This is a genomic window from Subsaxibacter sp. CAU 1640, from assembly GCF_023156585.1.
Taxonomy (GTDB): Bacteria; Bacteroidota; Bacteroidia; order Flavobacteriales; family Flavobacteriaceae; genus JBPOFM01.
Genome location: NZ_JALNMI010000003.1, coordinates 341,117 through 360,582, shown reverse-complemented (window position 1 = coordinate 360,582; position 19,466 = coordinate 341,117). Strand labels below are relative to the sequence as shown.

Annotated in this window: 16 protein-coding genes; 5 read left to right on the top strand and 11 right to left on the bottom strand. The window is 37.0% G+C overall.

Annotated features, from left to right (window positions below; all coding sequences use genetic code 11):
* Nucleotides 1-92: 92 nt before the first annotated feature.
* The 7 genes from M0G43_RS09015 to uvrA all read right to left on the bottom strand — a co-directional run bounded on the left by M0G43_RS09015 (nt 93) and on the right by uvrA (nt 11,254).
* Entirely contained in the window at nt 93-473 is a 381-nt protein-coding gene (locus tag M0G43_RS09015; protein ID WP_248025203.1) for a DoxX family protein, read from the bottom strand.
* A 119-nt stretch (nt 474-592) separates the two neighbouring features.
* On the bottom strand, nt 593-3,004 hold the full coding sequence (locus M0G43_RS09010) for a thiamine pyrophosphate-dependent enzyme (RefSeq protein WP_248025200.1): 2,412 nt from the start codon (nt 3,002-3,004) through the stop codon (nt 593-595).
* A gap of 144 nt (nt 3,005-3,148) precedes the next feature.
* Nucleotides 3,149-5,938 (bottom strand): metalloprotease, encoded by a 2,790-nt coding sequence (locus tag M0G43_RS09005; RefSeq protein ID WP_248025198.1) that lies wholly within the window; start codon nt 5,936-5,938, stop codon nt 3,149-3,151.
* A 38-nt stretch (nt 5,939-5,976) separates the two neighbouring features.
* A complete protein-coding gene (locus tag M0G43_RS09000; RefSeq protein WP_248025196.1) occupies nt 5,977-7,164 on the bottom strand; it encodes an endonuclease/exonuclease/phosphatase family protein in 1,188 nt (395 codons plus the stop codon).
* A gap of 82 nt (nt 7,165-7,246) precedes the next feature.
* On the bottom strand, nt 7,247-7,936 hold the full coding sequence (locus M0G43_RS08995) for a TIGR00730 family Rossman fold protein (RefSeq protein WP_248025194.1): 690 nt from the start codon (nt 7,934-7,936) through the stop codon (nt 7,247-7,249).
* Nucleotides 7,937-8,104: 168 nt separating this feature from the next.
* The gene (locus tag M0G43_RS08990) at nt 8,105-8,272 is read right to left on the bottom strand and encodes a lmo0937 family membrane protein (protein ID WP_248025191.1); all 168 of its coding nucleotides are present in this window, start codon (nt 8,270-8,272) and stop codon (nt 8,105-8,107) included.
* A 147-nt stretch (nt 8,273-8,419) separates the two neighbouring features.
* Nucleotides 8,420-11,254: an excinuclease ABC subunit UvrA gene (gene uvrA / locus M0G43_RS08985; RefSeq protein WP_248025189.1), complete on the bottom strand. Its 2,835-nt coding sequence runs from the start codon at nt 11,252-11,254 to the stop codon at nt 8,420-8,422.
* A gap of 121 nt (nt 11,255-11,375) precedes the next feature.
* Here uvrA and M0G43_RS08980 point away from each other — a divergent pair, with 121 nt between their 5' ends.
* Both M0G43_RS08980 and M0G43_RS08975 read left to right on the top strand, forming a co-directional pair.
* Nucleotides 11,376-11,900 carry a hypothetical protein gene (locus M0G43_RS08980; protein WP_248025187.1) on the top strand — a complete coding sequence of 175 codons (525 nt, stop codon included), beginning with the start codon at nt 11,376-11,378 and terminating at the stop codon, nt 11,898-11,900.
* 80 nt (nt 11,901-11,980) lie between these two features.
* Nucleotides 11,981-12,316, top strand: coding sequence for a hypothetical protein (locus M0G43_RS08975; RefSeq protein WP_248025185.1), 336 nt, complete (start codon nt 11,981-11,983; stop codon nt 12,314-12,316).
* Here M0G43_RS08975 and M0G43_RS08970 read toward each other — a convergent pair.
* Together M0G43_RS08970 and M0G43_RS08965 are read right to left on the bottom strand one after the other, a co-directional pair.
* The gene (locus M0G43_RS08970) at nt 12,313-13,038 is read right to left on the bottom strand and encodes a hypothetical protein (protein WP_248025182.1); all 726 of its coding nucleotides are present in this window, start codon (nt 13,036-13,038) and stop codon (nt 12,313-12,315) included. The two genes, M0G43_RS08975 and M0G43_RS08970, sit on opposite strands and share 4 nt — an antisense overlap.
* A complete protein-coding gene (locus M0G43_RS08965) occupies nt 13,035-13,646 on the bottom strand; it encodes an ACP phosphodiesterase (protein ID WP_248025180.1) in 612 nt (203 codons plus the stop codon). The genes M0G43_RS08970 and M0G43_RS08965 overlap by 4 nt, the downstream gene beginning before the upstream one ends.
* A 78-nt stretch (nt 13,647-13,724) precedes the next feature.
* Between M0G43_RS08965 and glmM the strand changes: the two genes are divergently transcribed.
* Nucleotides 13,725-15,113 (top strand): phosphoglucosamine mutase, encoded by a 1,389-nt coding sequence (glmM, locus tag M0G43_RS08960; protein WP_248025178.1) that lies wholly within the window; start codon nt 13,725-13,727, stop codon nt 15,111-15,113.
* 26 nt (nt 15,114-15,139) lie between these two features.
* Complete coding sequence (locus M0G43_RS08955; RefSeq protein ID WP_248025175.1) at nt 15,140-16,645, top strand: aminotransferase class V-fold PLP-dependent enzyme; 1,506 nt, start codon at nt 15,140-15,142, stop codon at nt 16,643-16,645.
* Here the strand turns inward: M0G43_RS08955 and M0G43_RS08950 are convergent, their stop codons facing one another.
* Nucleotides 16,646-17,542, bottom strand: coding sequence for a lysophospholipid acyltransferase family protein (locus M0G43_RS08950; protein WP_248025173.1), 897 nt, complete (start codon nt 17,540-17,542; stop codon nt 16,646-16,648).
* 62 nt (nt 17,543-17,604) lie between these two features.
* Between M0G43_RS08950 and M0G43_RS08945 the strand changes: the two genes are divergently transcribed.
* Nucleotides 17,605-18,240 carry a rhomboid family intramembrane serine protease gene (locus M0G43_RS08945; RefSeq protein ID WP_248025171.1) on the top strand — a complete coding sequence of 212 codons (636 nt, stop codon included), beginning with the start codon at nt 17,605-17,607 and terminating at the stop codon, nt 18,238-18,240.
* Between the two features lie 38 nt (nt 18,241-18,278).
* Here M0G43_RS08945 and M0G43_RS08940 read toward each other — a convergent pair whose 3' ends face one another.
* Nucleotides 18,279-19,421 carry a TlpA disulfide reductase family protein gene (locus tag M0G43_RS08940; protein ID WP_248025170.1) on the bottom strand — a complete coding sequence of 381 codons (1,143 nt, stop codon included), beginning with the start codon at nt 19,419-19,421 and terminating at the stop codon, nt 18,279-18,281.
* Nucleotides 19,422-19,466 lie beyond the last annotated feature (45 nt).

Genomic DNA, 19,466 nt, shown 5'->3' with positions numbered 1-19,466 from the left:
CTATCATTAATGATCTAATGATGCTGTATGAACATAAAAAAGCAGAATGTCATTTTGGACATTCTGCTTTAGTGCATTTAAATTTAAACGAATTATCTTCCTTTAGAACCATCCAAGGAATATTTTCCAGGCCCAGCCAAGAAAATCACTAAAAAGGCAATAAAGTAAAGTAATGCCATTTCTTTGGTGCCCAAATCATCTTTTGCGTGAACAATAAATGCTGCAACGCCCATAGTGATGATGGCAGGAATGGCTGCCCATTTTGTCTTAAAACCGATAATGATTAAAATGGGCGCTACAACTTCCCCAATAAGCGCCAAAATAAGAGATACGGTCGACCCAACACCAATAGGATCGCCAAAAGCTGATGGGTCAGATAGCATATTGATTTTTGGAATGCCGTGCGTGAGCATAAAACCTCCGAACCCTACTCTTAATAGCAATAAAGCTAAATCGGTATAATTTGTTTTCATGTGATTGTTGTTAGTAGTTAAAAATTGCTTGTAATTGTTATTTAAAATGATTTTAAATATAAATAAAAAAGCCTTTCAAATTTTTTGAAAGGCTTTTTTTTAATCTATAATTACATAGCTTATCTCAATTGAGGATAATCTGTAGGGTTTACTTCGTGCATCACTTTATAGATGGCTTCAAAAATATCTTCTACAGAAGGTTTAGAGAAATAGTCGCCGTCCGTACCATAAGCTGGTCTATGTGCTTGTGCGGTGATGGTTTTTGGCTGACTGTCTAAATATTGATAGGCACCTTGCGTGTTGATAATTTCATTCAAAATAAACGCTGAAGCTCCTCCAGCCACATCTTCGTCAATCACCATCACACGATTCGTTTTCTCAACACTTTTTAAGATATCGTGATTGATATCAAACGGCAATAAGGATTGCACATCAATAATCTCTGCATCGATGCCGACTTCCTGTAATTCTTTGGCTGCTTGCTCCACCAAACGTAAGGTAGAACCATAGCTTACCAAAGTTATGTCTGTCCCTTCTTTAATGGTTTCAACAACGCCAAGAGGTGTTTTAAATTCGCCAAGATTACTTGGCATAGGCTCCTTTAATCGGTACCCATTCAAACATTCCACAATTACCGCAGGTTCATCAGCTTCTAAAAGCGTATTATAAAATCCTGCTGCTTTTGTCATATTACGAGGTACCAAGACGTGTATACCTCTTACCAAGTTGATAACACCTCCCATTTGCGAACCAGAGTGCCAGATGCCTTCTAGTCTGTGTCCACGTGTACGAATGATCAACGGCGCCTTTTGACGGCCTTGTGTTCTGTAATGAAGCGTTGCAAGGTCATCACTCATAATTTGCAAGGCGTACAGGATATAATCCAAATACTGAATTTCGGCAATCGGTCTTAAGCCTCTCATCGCCATACCAATGCCTTGACCTAAAATTGTTGCTTCACGAATACCAGCATCGGCTATACGCAACGCACCATATTTTTCTTGTAAACCTTCGAGCCCTTGGTTGACGTCGCCAATATGTCCTGCATCTTCTCCAAACACCAATGCTTGTGGATATTTGCTGAAAATGGCATCAAAGTTTTCACGAATCACCACACGTCCGTCCACTTCTTCAGGAGAGCTATCATAAGAGGGCTTCACTTCAGAAATATTCAAGGCAGATTGTTTGGATTCGCTATGTAAATGCGAACTGTATTTCGGTTGAATTTTACTTACATAGGAATTGATCCATTGTTGTAGACTTGTTTTTTCATTGGATGTTTCACCTACAACATAACGCAATGCTTTGCGGGTTGCAGAAAGAATGTCTTTACGGATCGGTTCGCCGATGGCATCCAAATCATTTGCTAATTTTGAAATGAAGACACCATTAGGTGATGAGTTAGCCAAGGCATTTAACGCCTCAACAGCTTCTTTTTGTTCAGCCTTTAAAGGTTGGACAAATGCATTCCAAGCAGCTTTTTTACCATCTCTAACTTCTTTTTTGATGTTAATTTCCATCGCTTCCAAATCAGCCTCCGTAGAAATGTTGTTGCTGATGATCCATTCTCGGAATTTGGCATTACAATCATATTCTGCTTCCCACGCCAAGCGTTCTTCACTTTTATAGCGTTCGTGCGAGCCAGAGGTCGAGTGGCCTTGCGGTTGTGTCAATTCCACTACGTGTATCATCACAGGCACGTGCTCTTCTCTTGCGATGTGAGATGCTTTTTGATAGGCTTCAACCAACGCAGGATAATCCCAACCGTTCACTTTAATGATTTCGTAACCTGAATGTTCGTGGTCTCGCTGGAATCCTTTCAGAATTTCAGAAATATTTTCTTTTGTGGTTTGATGTCTGGCGTGCACAGAAATACCATATTCGTCATCCCAAATGCTGATGACCATTGGAACTTGCAATACACCCGCAGCGTTAATGGTTTCAAAGAACAATCCTTCACTGGTACTCGCGTTACCGATGGTTCCCCAAGCCACTTCATTTCCTTTGTCAGAAAAATTAGTGGTATCGATGCCTTTTACCTGTCTATATATTTTTGAGGCTTGTGCCAAACCTAACAAGCGTGGCATTTGCCCAGCTGTAGGAGAGATGTCAGCACTAGAATTTTTTTGTTTGGTGAGGTCATTCCAATTTCCATTGGCATCCAAACTGTGTGTGCCAAAATGCCCACCCATTTGACGTCCGGCAGACATTGGGTCGTGCGCCAAATCAGGATGACCATACAATCCAGCAAAAAACTGCTGGATGGAGAGTTGGCCAATTGCCATCATAAAGGTTTGGTCGCGATAATAACCAGACCTGAAATCACCATTTTTAAAGACCTTTGCCCAGGCAATTTGTGGTACCTCTTTTCCATCACCGAAAATTCCAAATTTGGCTTTTCCGGTCAAAACTTCGCGTCGTCCCAACAAACTACATTCTCTACTGGTCACGGCAATTTTATAATCGTTCAGGATTTCGGCTTGAAAATCCTCAAAGGTCATCTCTTTTGTAGTGTTGGGTTCTGTTTGCATGAATCGTGATTTTGGATGTTTGCAAAGTTAGCTAAACTTAATTGTTTTTACAACGTTGTAACTATCAGTTGTTAGTATTGGCGCTGCGGGTATAAGCTTCTTGAAAGTAAATGATTGGCTAGGATTTGAACTTATAAAGTAAAATCAATACCACTTACGTCTGAACAAACCTAGCAAGGTCTGAGGATCAACTGTAAATTTGATTCTAATTTTCTGCTCATAATTTTCCTGACCAATTTCCCATCCCAGATTTGAATAGACAGGGAAAAACAGCTCAAAATAATCAGTAACCAAATTTAGACGAATACCCGAGTCATACACTACTTTCGCATCTGTATCTTTATTTTTCACCAATCCAAGGTCACCATAAGCTTCAATATATTTCCAGATGGAGGCACTCACGTTTGTTGTCGTCATCCATTGATTTGCAAAGGCAGGAGAGAGTTTTGATTTAAAACCGCCTTCTGCAATGATGATTTGCTGACTAAAAATCCCTGTAGATTCCGAACGACCCAGATAGTTGTAATCAAATAAATAATCCGTTGGTCTATCCAAAGCAAAGCTGAAGTAATCAGAGGCTTCATCGGTTTTGTTGTAGAGAAATGTGCCAGCAAAGAATCTAAAATTGAATTGTCTATTGCTTTCAGATAAGTTTCTGTATTCATAATTGATGGACAACTTTCCAAAATTTTTCGCCACCTGAAAATCGGTAAACCAACTATTGAAATTGATGATCCCCGAATTGGAATTCACATATCGAATGTTAAATACGCGATAGTCTGGATCTGTTATTTCAACGACGGCATTGTCTCCCACAGTTCTCGAAATGTCAACATAACGCAAGTTGATTGTGCTGCGTTCATTGCTCCTAAAATCATCATCATTTCTAAAATTAAAGGAAAGGCTAGGAGTGATCTTGGATACAAATGCATTTTGTGCAAAAGAAGAGTAGCCAGCGCCTATACCATAAGAAATATCATAAAGATTTTGATCTTCAAAATTATGGGTATAATACACCGAGCCACCACCTGTAAAGGTTTTAGATTTGGTGGCATATTGCGGGGAGAACTTGTAATTGAAATTCTTGCGCAATAAGGTTCGGTTGTAGAACTTTGCCCCTAAAGTTATTCCGTCGTAGATGTTGTTGAATTCAACCAAAGGCATCAAAAACACCTGATTGTAGTAAGGATCTTCGACATCTTTAATCAGCCTGAATTGCAAAGGTCTGTTATTAAAGAAAAAGCCTTTCAAAGATTTCCAGTTGTCACGTAGATTATATTCAGGTACCGAGTTGTCGTAGTTCAATACCAATTTGTTGATGTCGTTTCTTGGGATGGTAATGGTCTTTGTTTCCTTGACATTTTCAATCCACTGTTTCGAAACAACCGAATCATTATTCAATGTGAACAAGGAAATAGGCATTGAGTTGTGACGTTTGTTCTTAATGGTCAGCGTAATGGAATCTTCACTTTTGATGATGTTTGTAATCTTGAAGTCAATTTTCTTTCGGGTTTTGATATATTCATCAAAAAACCAATCGATATTTTTATCTGTTTTTTTGTTTAACAGCTTTTGAAATTCTGAAGACGATGTCAGTTTCATTTTGGAATCTTCCAAATATTCCAAAATGGTAGTTTCCAAGATGTCGGCATTCACAAAATCGTCCAGATATTTCAACCCAATACCAGCTTTATATTTCCCGGCAATATTTGAGTTGAATTTCAATAAGGAATCTCTAGAAGTACCAAGTGATTGGTCTCTGTTGGTACGAGCCATTTGGGTATAAAACAGATTATACTGTTCGTTAAAGTACAAATCTGCTGCATGAAAGGACCTGATGCCCCAAACTTTGGACAACGTACCTAAAAGTTTCAAATCTGGGTAATATTCTTCAACATACTTCATCAAATAATAAATCTGTAACCCATCCTTTAGCCAGTAATCTTTACGTGGATTGAGCAACAATGTATTGTTGAGGTAATTATTGAGCGCTGTTTTCAGTGTTTTTAATTCATACTGAAGACTGTTAGGGTAAGGACGCAGAAAATTGGGCAATTGATTCAGTCCATACAACTGATCTTTACCATATTCAATGTCAGTAACCATCAAAAATGTGTGAGGATAGGAACCAAGATTTTTATCAATAAAATGAACAATTTTATCATTCACCAAAGCTTTTTCATTCGGTTCTAAGCTTTCCTCTCTAATATCTGTGATGAGCGTAAACTTATCCGTTTGGGTATATCTAAACTTTGGGAATTTGTTGAGGAATAATTTTGTATCGACTCTGTCTTTACCGAAAAGAGTAAGTATCTGTGTACTATCGGTTTTTTGAAGATCTTTTTTGTCCAATTCGGAATATAATGCGTAATTGAATGGAAATTCAGCAGTGATTTGGATGTCTGCCGCAGGAATGTACATATCGTCCAAATTCTTATTACTGTAATATTGCCACGCACCATTATAAACAGCAGGAGTAATATACCAATATTTTAAATTGAGCTCGCCATTGCTAGTCACACCATAATTCGTAAAAGTATCATTCGGAATCAGGCAATTATAGTTCAAATAGATGTCATAAGATTCCGAAGGATTCAGAGGCTTGGCCAAGGCTACTTCAATTACATCTGGATGTTCTTTAAGCCTTGAGAATGTCAATGTATCCTTTACCTCATTTACCAAAGAAGTAATAACGGTATAGCCACGTTCATCGCTTTTGGCGAAATGAAACTTGGTGCTGAATTCTTCTGAAAATCGCTGTGCGAGAGGTGTTTTTTTACTTGAATAAGCGTTGTTCCAATCATTCAAATAAATGGTTTGCAACGTATCATTAGATGTGTTTTGGTAGCGAATATGCTGTTTAATTGCTATGGTTTTATTCGGTATATCAAATCGTGCATCGATGTCAATTTGATTTTGACCAAAGATGAACATTGCATTCAAACAAAAGAAAAGGAGACAAAAACGTAATTTCAATTTACTACAACAAACTTTAAAGGTTTCATATTCAATTGAGGTGAAACGATGTAGTACATTCCAGTTGCCAACATGGTAACGTCCTCATTAATGTACATCGAGTTGTGTGTATTTAGGACTTTCACTTGCTTACCAAGACTGTCATAAACGTTTAAAGTTTGATTAGATATTGATTGATTGTTAAATTTTAGTCGTAAAGTAGTTTCCACCATATTACCATCAATAAATTCTAGAGGTTTCTGCCGTACAAACTCATTTGTGCCCAAAGTTTGGTTGGTTTCTAACTCTATAGTAACGGGAAGGTGGTCGCTAAAATTGTATAAAGCATCTCTAATAGGAAAAGAATAAATGCCGCCACCACATTCCATCGAGTTGATTTCCCTGTTAAAACAACTGGCCACTGCGTTGTTACCGAATACTTTATAGCTATTGGACACGTAAAATAAATCGGTATTTGTGATGAGGTTTTCAGAGGTTAAAATGAAATCAAAACGATCGTCAAAACCACCTGTTGCACCACCAAGACCGGTTTGAGTACGTGTTGATTGCGTCATCACGTCAATATAAGTTGCGTTACTGTGCCAACTTCCAACGCGATCGGCAGGATCGGTAAAAGTGATGTTATTGGTAGCATCTACTAGTTCTTGAAAACCGCTTTCAGAACTTGTATACATATTAAAATCACCTGCCAATACTACATTGCTATCGGAAGGGAAGGTTTCTAAATACGCAACCAAATCATTGACCATCTGTAATCTATCTTGCTCGTTTTCAAAACCACTTGAAGCCTTTAAATGACAGACAATAGCATCAATATATAATGGATTAGTGCCTTGTTCTAAAGTATTTAATTTCAATTTATAATGATTGAAATCCCTATAAATCGTCGTAACTACGCTTTGACTTTCTAGAATGAACTTGTCGCTATCATAATACAGCATGTTTTGCAAATCATTTTGGTCACTAATTAAATCATCGGAAGTATTATTGACAAAAACGGCTTTTGAATAAGAGGGATTGATGGTTTGCAGCATCGTTAAAATGTCATTGGATGCATTCTCATTGTTGAGTTCGCAAACCATAAAAACATCAGGTTGGTAATCTGCCAAAACAATCTGTAAATATTGGATACGATTGGTTGGCACATCCTGCAAGGGGTAATTGAGCAAATTGTAAAACATCATTTTAAAAGTTTCTTGTGCAGACAAACCCTTGAGCCCGAAAACACAACATAAGATTAAAATGATTGATTTACGCTTCATTAATTTAGAAGTTCGGACTCAATTCGTACTCTTTATAGAAACTATCCAAGATTTCTATCACTTCATCTGGAGTGTCCACTAAATGGACCAAGTCTAAATCCTTTGGACTGATATTCATAAATGAATCCAACAGCGTAGCTTTTACCCAATCCATTAAACCAGTCCAAAAATCTGTTCCTACAAGAATAATTGGGAATTTTTCTATTTTATTGGTTTGGATCAATGTAATCGCTTCAAAAAGTTCGTCTAAAGTTCCAAAACCACCAGGCATTACGACAAAACCTTGAGAATATTTTACAAACATTACTTTTCGAACGAAGAAGTAATCAAAATCCAAGCTTTTATCAGGATCAATATAAGGATTATCGTGCTGTTCAAAAGGTAATTCAATATTTAAACCTACCGAAGTTCCTCCTGCAATATGAGCGCCTTTGTTTCCAGCTTCCATGATACCAGGACCGCCGCCAGTTATGACACCATATCCATGCTCAACAATTTTTTTCGCAACTTCTTCGGCCAACTTATAGTATTTATGTTCGGGCTTGGTGCGTGCAGATCCGAAAATGGAAACGCAAGGACCTATTTTACTCAGTTTTTCATAACCATTGACAAATTCACCCATGATTTTGAAAATTGCCCAAGAATCGTTGGTTTTTATCTCATTCCATGCTTTGTTATGTTTCTCTAGTCTCATATATATCTTATTAATGTCTGTAGTTGGTTCGTTTTTTCAAACCGACAAATTTAAAAGAAATAAGCAGAAATGACAATTAGTGACAAATTAAGATAGGATTATTTGTTTTTAAAAGAAAAAAAAGGCAAATCGTTCGATTTGCCTTTTGGATCATTTATTAGGTGTTTTTTAAAGTGGCTTTCTACCTGAAATTATATTATAAAGGATTACAATTACTGCAATCACCAATAGGATGTGAATTAAGCTATTGCCAGACATTCCTGCTACAACATCAAAAAATCCTAAAATCCATATAATAATACAAATAACGGCTACCAGCCAAAGAAGACTTCTCATAATAATTAGTTTTAGAGTTATTCTACTAATGTAATCAATAATTGAATAGCTTTTTTGATTTAAACAGAAATAATATTAACGCAATCACAAAATGATGGTTAATATCTTTAAAAATTGACAATATTCAAGACATTCTGGAAGAAATCGTCAATTTGATAACTCTTTCTTCAAAAATTTAGCAGTGTAACTCTTTTTGTGCTTCGCAACCTCTTCAGGAGTACCTTCTGCAATGATTTGCCCGCCACCTTTACCGCCTTCATAACCAACATCAATAATATAGTCCACTGTTTTGATAACGTCCAGGTTATGCTCGATAATCAGAATAGTATTTCCTTTATTTACCAATTTATTAAGCACATTCATCAGTACTCTGATATCTTCAAAATGAAGTCCTGTTGTGGGTTCGTCAAGAATATAGAACGTGTTTCCGGTGTCGCGTTTACTCAATTCGGTGGCCAATTTAATCCGTTGCGCCTCACCTCCTGAAAGCGTTGTACTTTGTTGACCCAAAGTGATGTAGCCCAAACCAACATCTTGTATGGTTTTGAGTTTTTTATGGATTTTAGGGATGTGCTCAAAAAATTCCACAGCCTCGTTGATGGTCATTTCCAATACATCGCTGATAGATTTGCTCTTGTAGCGAATTTCTAAAGTTTCGCGGTTAAAACGTTTGCCTTGGCAGGTTTCACATTCCACATACACATCTGGAAGGAAATTCATTTCAATCACTCTTAAACCACCGCCTTGACAGGTTTCACAGCGTCCACCAGCCACATTAAAACTGAATCGTCCTGGTTTATAACCTCGAATCATCGCTTCTGGAACTTTGGCAAACAAACTTCGGATTTCGTCAAACGTTTTTGTGTACGTTGCAGGATTACTTCTTGGTGTTCGCCCAATAGGAGATTGGTTAATGTCGATGACTTTATCAATGTGCTCCAAACCAGAAATGCTCTTGTAAGGCATCGGTTTTTTGACACCATTAAAGTAATGAGCATTCATAATAGGGTAGAGCGTCTCATTGATTAAGGTCGATTTACCACTACCAGAAACACCAGTGACACCAATCATTTTGCCCAATGGAAATTTGACCGAAACATTCTTTAAGTTATTACCAGTACAGCCTTTCAGTTCGATGAACTTGCCATTTCCTTCCCGACGTTTTTTCGGCACTGCAATCTCTTTGGTGCCATTCAAATAATCTGCCGTCAGCGTATGATGTGTCAGCAATTCTTTGGGCGAACCAATACTGATGATTTCGCCGCCATACTTTCCTGCTTTCGGACCAATATCAATCACATAGTCGGCAGATTCTATCATATCTTTGTCGTGTTCCACAACTATGACGGAGTTGCCAATATCTCTTAAGGAAACCAAAGATTTTATCAATTTTTCATTGTCCCGTTGATGCAAACCAATACTAGGCTCATCGAGAATATAAAGTACACCAACCAGTTGAGAGCCAATTTGAGTGGCCAATCTAATGCGTTGCGCTTCACCACCAGACAATGATTTTGAGTTTCTGTTCAAGGACAAATAATCGAGCCCAACATCCAACAGAAATTGAAGACGTGTTCTGATTTCCTTGATGATTTCTTCTGAAATTTGAAGTTGTTTATCTGTCAAATGTGACGATAAATTCCCGAACCATTCAGCTAAATCAACAATGTCTTTGTTTGCAAGTTCAGCAATATTTTGTCCATTCACTTTAAAATAAAGCGATTCTTGACGCAGCCTTGTGCCATCGCATTCATCACACTTTACTTTGTCCATATATTCTTTTGCCCAACGCGTCAAAGAGGCCGAATCTGAATTATTGAACTGATTTTCGATGAAATTGGCAACACCTTCAAAATCGATTTTATAATCGCGAGTGACACCTAATGTTTTGCTTTCCACAGAAAACTTTTCATTTCCGCCATACAAAATCAGTTTTTTTGCTTCTGCAGGAATCGATTTGTAAGGGTCGGTCAATTCAAAATTGTAGCGTTGTGCAATCGTTTCAAATTGCTTAAAAATCCAACTGTTTTTATAAGGTCCGTGAGGTGCCAAAGCACCAGCTTTTATAGAGAGGTTTTCATCTGGAACAATCTTTTTCTCATTTACCTGATACAACTTTCCAATACCATTGCATTTAGGGCAAGCACCTTTTGGTGAGTTGAATGAAAAATTATTTGGCTCTGGATTTGGATAAGAAATTCCCGAAGATGGACACATCAAATTTCGACTGAAATACCGCACTTCTTCTGTGTCTTGGTCAAGAACCATCAGCACATCTTCGCCGTGATACATCGCTGTATGAATACTTTCGGACAGGCGTTTATCATTATCGGCAGAATCATCAATCTTCAAACGGTCAATGACAATTTCGATATCGTGTGTTTTGTAACGGTCCAGTTTCATTCCTTTCACAAGGTCTTTCACTTCGCCATCGGTTCTGACTTTTACAAATCCTTGTTTGGCAATTTGCTCAAACAATTCACGATAATGACCTTTACGTGAACGAACCACAGGCGCCAAAATATTGATGCGCTTGCCGTTAAAATGTTCTTTAATAAGACTTTGAATCTGCTCATCGCTATAGCTTACCATTTTTTCGCCAGTATTATAACTGTAGGCATCACTTGCCCTTGCAAACAACAAACGGAGAAAATCATAAATTTCAGTAATCGTCCCAACGGTAGAACGTGGCGATTTGCTGGTAGTTTTTTGCTCAATGGCGATAACTGGAGAGAGACCATCTATTTTATCGACATCTGGTCGCTCCAATCCACCTAAAAATTGCCGTGCATAAGCCGAAAATGTTTCAATATAACGTCGTTGTCCTTCGGCATAAATCGTATCAAAAGCCAATGACGACTTGCCACTTCCTGAAAGACCTGTAATGACTACAAGTTTTTCCCTGGGAATGGACACATCGATATTTTTTAGGTTATGAACTCTGGCGCCTTTAACCTCAATATTATCTTCGAATTGGCTCATTGAATTTGATAAATGGACTATTTTTGACAAAGATGCAAAGGTACAATTTTAGATGTTAATTTCTTGTGAAGGTATAAGACGGATTTAGTATTATTGTGAAGCAAATCAAAATACATAAAATATGAAACTTTTAGGCATAGGCTCTCGCATAAATCATAACGAATTTGGAAAAGGTGTCATTACAAATGTGACGTCAAGACATTATTGGGTGACGTTTATAGACAACGGATTGGAAACAATTGAATTGGATAGTGAATTTGAAGTCATCGAGGCTGCTGAAGATGATGTGGATACCATCAGTTTTTATGAAGTGGAGCGCACGCTGAAATCTATTTTGAGAAAATGGAGCGATGTGAGCGAAGCCGTTACCATTGCAGATAAGTTTAAGGGCGGAAAACTGATTTTGGAACCAGCCGATACCAATTTAAAAGCAAGTGAAGTGCCTATCGATACCTTTTTTCATAAGATTACAATGTTGAGAGATAGACTGCGTGTGATGGAACAAAAAATCAATAGCAGCAATCTTGATGAACAGGAAAAAATCGATTTGCAGCAATATATTACGAGATGCTATGGAAGTTTAACCACTTTCAACGTGCTTTTTAAGCACAAAGACCATCATTTTGTAGGGCAGAAAGGGTCATAAAATTCTCAAGAAAAATTCTCCTTGCAATTATATTTTGGATTTGAAAATTGATTACTTTTAATTCACTAATCTATTGAATTATGAGACTAAATTTCACTCCGATAAAAGCGTTGCTAATGCTTTTGATTTTTGTCAACTGCAAAACAGCAAATTCAACAATGAACAATCAGAATGTAATTCGACAGGCTGAAAATACGCCAGAAGAATTTAGTGCGCCAGCTAATGTCTCGCTAGACGGTCAATCTTGCAAAAATCCTATGGTTGATTCACGTGATGGCACTAAAATCACTTTGCTGTCATCGAGTAATGGCGTTGGAAAGTATCAAGTGCCAATAGGAACTTATGGTGTTAAAAAAGGTGAAGCTTTACTTCTGGATTGTAGCACAGGAAAAGTAAAAGGCATCGTGAAGATTTAGTTGCTGATGCCTTTAATGTCTGTAATCTCAAGCCCTAAAACCATCATTTTATGAAAAGTAGGTAATTGAGCACCGCTTTCAGTTGTGGTCCAATGATTCCAAGTTGCTTTCAATCCGTCAATTGGAAGAATATCTACCCACATTTGAAAGCTTACAGGTTTTCCATCTTTATCCAAGTGCCATAGATAAGAATCGCCAGGTGTTGAGCCGCCTGAAGTATAGGTTACCAATAAAGCATCGCTTCCATTATCCAATGTAACGATGCTTCGTTCGGTGCCTTCATCAAATATTTTATAGGGCGCCACTAACCAAAAAGAATCATTGTTGAACAGTTTTGTCGCTTTGTCAATTAGTTCTTCTGCCTGTTCATCCACAACTTCAAAATTATGAACGAAAGCTTTGCTTTTTTCTGTGTTTTTAAAATTTAAATCTACTTTATAATCTTCCCAGTAGACTGTGCAAGTGGCTTTATTTTTTTTCCATTTGAAATGATGTCTTTTTTTGAAAGTCCACTCAATATACTCAGTGTTTTTATAGCTTTCAGAATCAAGTGCAGTGAGCATTTTGTTTGCCAATTGTTCTGCCTTTTCTCCTTTGATACCAACAGGCAAATCCTCGTCATATTTCAGATATAAAAAACCAAACAGTAACAACGTAGGCAATGTCAAGAAGATAATGGTTCCTGCGATGATTTTCAATATTTTTTTTTGTTTTTTCTTCATATATTCTTGAGTTTGAATGAAGCTTCTATCTCTTTTAGTTTTAAGGCTGAAAAGGCTCGTAATTCTTCAAAAAAATCTGTGAATTCCTGTTCAAATTCGGTATAAAATTCTTTCAATTCAGAAGTGGCTCTGTCCATACCAGAAATATTCCTCGTGCGACGATTCATTCCATTCAATACATTCTGTATGCCTTCGATGTTGGCATAATTCAACAACCAATTATCTGCCATCATATACGGCATCATCTTTTGAATTCTTGATGGTAGTATTTCAAAATTTTTTTCAAGACTTTCATAAAAACGTTCTACATAACTGTCCAAAGGTTCGTTTGAATATTTCGACCAGTTTTTAGCCAGAAAATGGTCATACAAAATATCAACAATAACACCGCTATAATGGCTGTAGTTTTTGTGTAGCCTTTTAGTGCTCTGTCTTACAATGGGATGCGCATCTGTAAAAGTATCAATCTGTCGATGCAACAAAATCCCAACTTGTATCTGTTCTGGAAATTTTTTGTGCTGTTTTCCCCTTATGCCATCCGCAATAAAATTACCGATTGTTACCAATTCGTTTTCTCCAGAAAGATAAATGTGAGCCAAAAAATTCATTCGTCTAAATTACAAATTAAGAGGTTAGGTTTACGGTTTTTGAATTGTATATTTGCTTTTTAAACCGAAAATCAATCTATGACACTTATAAAATCAATTTCAGGAATCAGGGGAACCATTGGAGGTGCTGTTGGAGACAATTTGACACCAATTGACGCCGTAAAATTTGCATCTGCCTATGGCGTTTGGATCAAACAGCAACGAAACAAAGAAAACTATAGGGTAGTGGTTGGTAGAGACGCACGTATTTCTGGTGAAATGATTCAGAATTTGGTAATGAATACATTGGTTGGTTTAGGAATCCACGTTATCGATTTAGGCTTGTCAACCACACCGACTGTTGAAGTTGCGGTGCCGATGGAACACGCTGATGGTGGCATCATTTTGACTGCAAGTCATAACCCAAAACAATGGAATGCTCTTAAATTGTTGAATGCAAAAGGTGAGTTCTTAAGTGGCGACGATGGCGCAAAAATTTTAGAGATTGCCGAAACAGACCAAATGAATTTTTCTGATGTGGATAGCCTTGGAAAGATTACCAAAAATCAAGCTTACATCGATATGCATATTGATGAAGTATTGAAAATGCCTTTGGTGAATAAAAAAGCCATTGAAGATGCCAATTTTAAAGTGGTTGTAGATGGCGTTAATTCTACTGGAGGCATTGCCGTGCCATTGTTGCTGGACCGTTTGGGAGTTGATACTATAAAGTTGTATTGCGAACCAAATGGCCATTTCCCTCACAATCCTGAACCTCTTAAGGAGCATTTGGGAGATTTGGCAAATGCTGTTGTAAAAGAACGGGCATATTTAGGTATTGTGGTCGATCCAGATGTTGATAGATTGGCATTTATGGACGAAAAAGGCGAGATGTTTGGTGAAGAATACACGTTAGTGGCTTGTGCAGACTATGTGTTGGGTAAAACTCCAGGCAATACGGTCAGCAATATGAGTTCTACAAGAGCGTTGAAGGATGTCACGGAAAAACACGGTGGCAACTATCAGGCAAGTGCTGTAGGTGAGGTAAATGTTGTAGAGATAATGAAAAAGAATAATGCCATTATTGGAGGCGAAGGCAATGGAGGAATTATTTATCCTGAATTGCACTATGGACGTGATGCACTTGTAGGGATTGCATTGTTTTTGAGTCTTTTAGCAGAAAAACGAATGAGCACCAGCGAGTTGAGAGCTAGCTATCCAAACTATTTTATGAGCAAAAAGAAAATTGAATTGACACCAGGACTTGATGTTGACGCTATTTTAAAAGCTATGGAAGAGCGCTATCAAAATGAGAATATCAATACCATTGATGGTGTTAAAATTGATTTTAGTAATAGTTGGGTGCATTTGAGAAAAAGCAACACAGAACCAATAATTAGAATCTATACCGAAGCACCATCGCAACAAGAAGCTGATGAGTTGGCTGATAAGATTATTGCTGAAATTAAGGCTGTTGCAAATATTTAGTACCTTTGTCAATTAATTCAATGGATATGATTTCTACTGAAAAACCAAAAGTAAAAGCATCTGAATTGGAAGCATATTTCAATCAATTTCGTCAACATATCATCGGTGTTGACCAAGAATTCGTTTCTCCTTTTGGAACACAGAAAATAATATATACAGATTGGACTGCTTCAGGAAGATTATATCGTCCCATTGAAGAAAAAATATGCAACGAGTTTGGGCCATTTGTAGCAAATACACATACCGAAACTACAGTTTCTGGTACTGCAATGACAAAGGCCTATCATAAGGCAAGACACATCATTAAAGACCACGTCAATTCCAATGCTGATGATGTTCTTATCGTTTGTGGTAGTGGAATGACGGATGCTGTCAATAAATTCCAACGGATTTTAGGTTTGAAAATTCCTGAAAACCTTCAAAAGTTCACAAAAGTTCCTGACGAAATTAGACCAGTGGTGTTTGTGTCGCATATGGAACACCATTCCAATCAGACCTCGTGGTTGGAGACCATCGCAAAGGTAGAAGTAATTCCGCCAGGTGAAGATGGGCTTTTCAGTATGGAAAATCTGGAAGTTTTGCTTGAAAAATATCAAGATAGAGCCTTGAAAATTGCTTCGGTTGTGGGAGGTTCAAATGTCACAGGTATTCAAACACCTTATCACGATATAGCAAAAAAGATGCATCAGCACGGCGGCGTGTGTTTTGTAGATTTTGCGTGTTCCGCTCCTTATGTCGAAATCAATATGCATCCTGAAGATGAGGAAGAATCCTTGGATGCGATTTTCTTTTCGCCACACAAGTTTCTTGGAGGTCCAGGTACTTCTGGGGTTTTGATTTTCAATAAAAAAATGTACAAGAATATGATTCCTGATTGTCCTGGTGGAGGAACTGTCAGTTGGACAAATCCTTGGGGTGAACACAAGTACATTGACAATATTGAAGATAGAGAAGATGGTGGAACGCCGGGTTTTCTGCAAACCATTAAGACCGCTTTGGCCATCAAGCTCAAGGAACAAATGGGTGTGGAGAATATCCTCAATCGTGAACACGAATTGATTGATTATATATTTGAAGAACTGAAATCAATTGAAAATTTGACGATTCTTGCTGGGCAACATCAAGATAGGTTGGGTGTCATCTCTTTTTATATTGATGATTTACACTACAATCTCGGCGTGAAATTGTTGAATGACAGATTTGGGATTCAAACACGAGGAGGCTGCAGTTGCGCAGGAACCTATGGACACTTTTTGTTGCATGTAGATATTGAGCATTCTCACGAACTGACCAATGAAATTTCTTTGGGCGAACTCACTAGAAAACCTGGTTGGATTCGTATGTCAATTCATCCTACTACAACCAATGCCGAAATTGAATATGTTTGCGACAGTATCAAGTCGTTGGCAATGCATTTTGAAGATTGGGCTAAAGAGTATGAATATTTGAAATCAACCAACGAGTTTGTTCATTCATCCCAAGTGAAGAACTCATCTAACGAGACACCTATAAATTCGTGGTTCGAGCTTTAATTATCTGAATTGTTCTGGAACGATATCCTTGTGTTTCCAGCGTTTGTGAGTCCATAGATAATATTCAGGAGCTTCCCATATTTGTTTTTCAACCAATCGAAAGAACTTATCAGTTATTTCATAGTCTTTGTACTCTCTCGGATTTAAAGTGATGACTTCAAAAGTAGTTTCATAATAACCTCTTTTCAAACGTTTCACTTTAAAAAATACAACCGCCAAATCCAACTTTTTTGCCAACATTTCCGCACCAGTATGCATCGGCACTTTGTAGCCCATAAATTCGCCCCAATGGAGCGCTGTATGTGGCTTTGCCGTTTGGTCAGAAACAAAACCGCTGATGGTCAATTCTCCATTAACTTTTGCCTTAATCAAAACAGGAATGGTTTCTTTAGTGGTAATCAAATGACTATTGTATTTTGCGCGAATTCGTTTTACCAATCGATCAAAATAAGGATTTGCCAAGCGTTTATAAACCGCGTATCCTTTTGTGTTTTTATCAACGTAAGTATTTAAAATAAAAATCCATTCCCAGCTGCCATAATGAGCACACATCAAAATAGTGCTTCTGTTACTATTTTCAATATCATTCAACAATTCCACATTGGTAAATTTGAAATGTTCTTTCATTGCTTTTTCTGAAATCGTCAGTGATTTAATTGCCTCGACAATCATATCGCACAGATGGCTGTAAAATTTCTTGGTAATATCAGCAATTTCAGCTTCAGATTTGTCAGGAAAAACGAGTTTCAAATTGTCTCTTACTACCTTTTTTCTGTATCCGAAAACTTTATAAACCCAAAAGTAAAGGAAGTCTGAAAACGCATATAACAGTCTAAATGGTAGAATTGAAATAAGCCACAAGAAAGGATAAACAAGAATGTAGACAAGAAATTGCATTAATAAATATTAGATTTGCAACAGCAAATATATGTTATAATATAATTATACGTTTAGAGTTTATGGGCAATTTAAGTTTAGTCACTATTATTATCATTGCAGCCAATGTAATAATCTCATATAAAGGATTTAGCGATTACGGTTTTTTTGAGCGATATAAATTTAATGTTGGAGCCATCAGAAGAGGAGAGCAGATAAGGATGTTTAGTTCTGGGTTTTTACATGTGGATACGAAACATTTAATTTTTAATATGATTACTCTGTTCTTTTTTGCGAATGGTGTAATATATTATGTCGGGACTACACATTTCATTATTATATATATTTCGAGCCTACTTTTAGGGAATTTGCTATCGCTTTATTTTCATAAAGATGAATATCATTATAGTGCAGTTGGAGCCAGTGGGGCCGTAATGGGTGTAATATATTCCGCAATATTATTTGATCCATGGATGGAAATTAATTTTTTCATACCTGGCTTCGTTTTTGGAATCGCTTATCTACTCTATTCAATTTATGGAATGAAAAATAGAATTGGTAATATAGGTCATGATGCCCATTTCGGAGGAGCCATTGGAGGTTTTGTGGTTACATTAATGTTGATGCCGTCTTTATTTCAAACAGATTTGATGATGATAGGATTGTTGGCAATACCAATTATTTTGTTATTTGTTTTACATAAGACAGGAAAGATTTAATAAAAAAAAGCCTTCAGAACTTCTAAAGGCTTTTTCTATTAATTAAGCATTTCTGCTATTTTATCTTCGAGTGCCTGACCTCTTAAGCTTTTTGCAACAATTTTTCCTTCTGCATCCAAAATATAGGTTGCAGGAATAGACTGTATATTATATTGTAGTGCAACAGGATCTTGAAAATAATTCAGGTTTGAAACGTGATGCCAATTCAACTTATCGTCTGCAATGGCTTTTAGCCAGTTGTCTTTTTGACCTGGTTTATCCAGAGAAACACTTATGATTTCCAAACCTTTATTATGAAACTTTTCGTAAACTTTCACAACATTAGGATTTTCTCTTCTACAAGGACCACACCATGATGCCCAAAAGTCAATAATGGTGGCTTTTCCTCTAATATTGTGCATAGAAATCTGGTTCCCATCGGGATCTGGAGCGGTGAAATCGGGTGCAACTTTACCTATATTTAGCATTGCCAAACCTTCGTTTTTCTTCTTTAAGGCTTCAAGGTTTGCTTGTACCGTTTTTCCATATGGAGAATTTTTGATATCAGTATCGAGTTTTGCAAATGCCTCGTCTATCTCATTAAATTCTATTGGATTTGATTTTAAAATATTGTCAATTAATGATAAAGAAAAATAAGTATCGGAATTCGTTTTTAAAAATTTAAAAGGATATGTGGAAAGTTCTGCATTGACTTCACCAAGTTTTTTGGATATTTCTTCTCTAGATTCGGTATTTGTTGAATTCATTGTAGCAGAAAATTGCTTGCTGATATCATTACGTTTATCCAACAATAATTTAAAGCCTTTTGAATATTTTGAAAGAGCTTCATTGGCTTTGGTTCCTGTAACAGTTGAGTTGTCAATAACTTCTTTATTAAAATTAACCTCAATCGTTTCATTTTCTACCATAATAGGAACAAAACCGTTAACATTGCTTACAGAGATGTACCACATTTGCGGATAATCAACTTTACCTTCAAATTTAAAAACTTCATCCATTACAATAGCTGTATCTTGGGCTTTTTGGCTCGAACGTTCGTCCGAAGCTTTTAAGTATACCCTCATGCCATTGTAAACTCCTTTCGCTGTCCCGTTAATTACATACCCATCTGTTTTTTCAGCTTTTTCATCACAAGCCATCAAAAGAAGTGCAATTGTCAAAATGCTAATTATTTTTCTCATCATTATAAATTTTTGTATTGCAAATATAAAAAGTTATCCTAAAGA

Bases quoted from the DNA above. Each gene is read 5' to 3' on its own strand.
- M0G43_RS09005 (WP_248025198.1), bottom strand. From the start codon at position 5,938: ATGTTCATCTTTGGTCAAAATCAAATTGACATCGATGCACGATTTGAT.
- M0G43_RS09010 (WP_248025200.1), bottom strand. From the start codon at position 3,004: ATGCAAACAGAACCCAACACTACAAAAGAGATGACCTTTGAGGATTTT.
- M0G43_RS08945 (WP_248025171.1), top strand. From the start codon at position 17,605: ATGGGCAATTTAAGTTTAGTCACTATTATTATCATTGCAGCCAATGTA.
- M0G43_RS09015 (WP_248025203.1), bottom strand. From the start codon at position 473: ATGAAAACAAATTATACCGATTTAGCTTTATTGCTATTAAGAGTAGGG.
- uvrA (WP_248025189.1), bottom strand. From the start codon at position 11,254: ATGAGCCAATTCGAAGATAATATTGAGGTTAAAGGCGCCAGAGTTCAT.
- glmM (WP_248025178.1), top strand. From the start codon at position 13,725: ATGACACTTATAAAATCAATTTCAGGAATCAGGGGAACCATTGGAGGT.
- M0G43_RS08955 (WP_248025175.1), top strand. From the start codon at position 15,140: ATGATTTCTACTGAAAAACCAAAAGTAAAAGCATCTGAATTGGAAGCA.
- M0G43_RS08975 (WP_248025185.1), top strand. From the start codon at position 11,981: ATGAGACTAAATTTCACTCCGATAAAAGCGTTGCTAATGCTTTTGATT.
- M0G43_RS08950 (WP_248025173.1), bottom strand. From the start codon at position 17,542: ATGCAATTTCTTGTCTACATTCTTGTTTATCCTTTCTTGTGGCTTATT.
- M0G43_RS09000 (WP_248025196.1), bottom strand. From the start codon at position 7,164: ATGATGTTTTACAATTTGCTCAATTACCCCTTGCAGGATGTGCCAACC.
- M0G43_RS08965 (WP_248025180.1), bottom strand. From the start codon at position 13,646: ATGAATTTTTTGGCTCACATTTATCTTTCTGGAGAAAACGAATTGGTA.
- M0G43_RS08990 (WP_248025191.1), bottom strand. From the start codon at position 8,272: ATGAGAAGTCTTCTTTGGCTGGTAGCCGTTATTTGTATTATTATATGG.
- M0G43_RS08995 (WP_248025194.1), bottom strand. From the start codon at position 7,936: ATGAGACTAGAGAAACATAACAAAGCATGGAATGAGATAAAAACCAAC.
- M0G43_RS08980 (WP_248025187.1), top strand. From the start codon at position 11,376: ATGAAACTTTTAGGCATAGGCTCTCGCATAAATCATAACGAATTTGGA.
- M0G43_RS08940 (WP_248025170.1), bottom strand. From the start codon at position 19,421: ATGAGAAAAATAATTAGCATTTTGACAATTGCACTTCTTTTGATGGCT.
- M0G43_RS08970 (WP_248025182.1), bottom strand. From the start codon at position 13,038: ATGAAGAAAAAACAAAAAAAAATATTGAAAATCATCGCAGGAACCATT.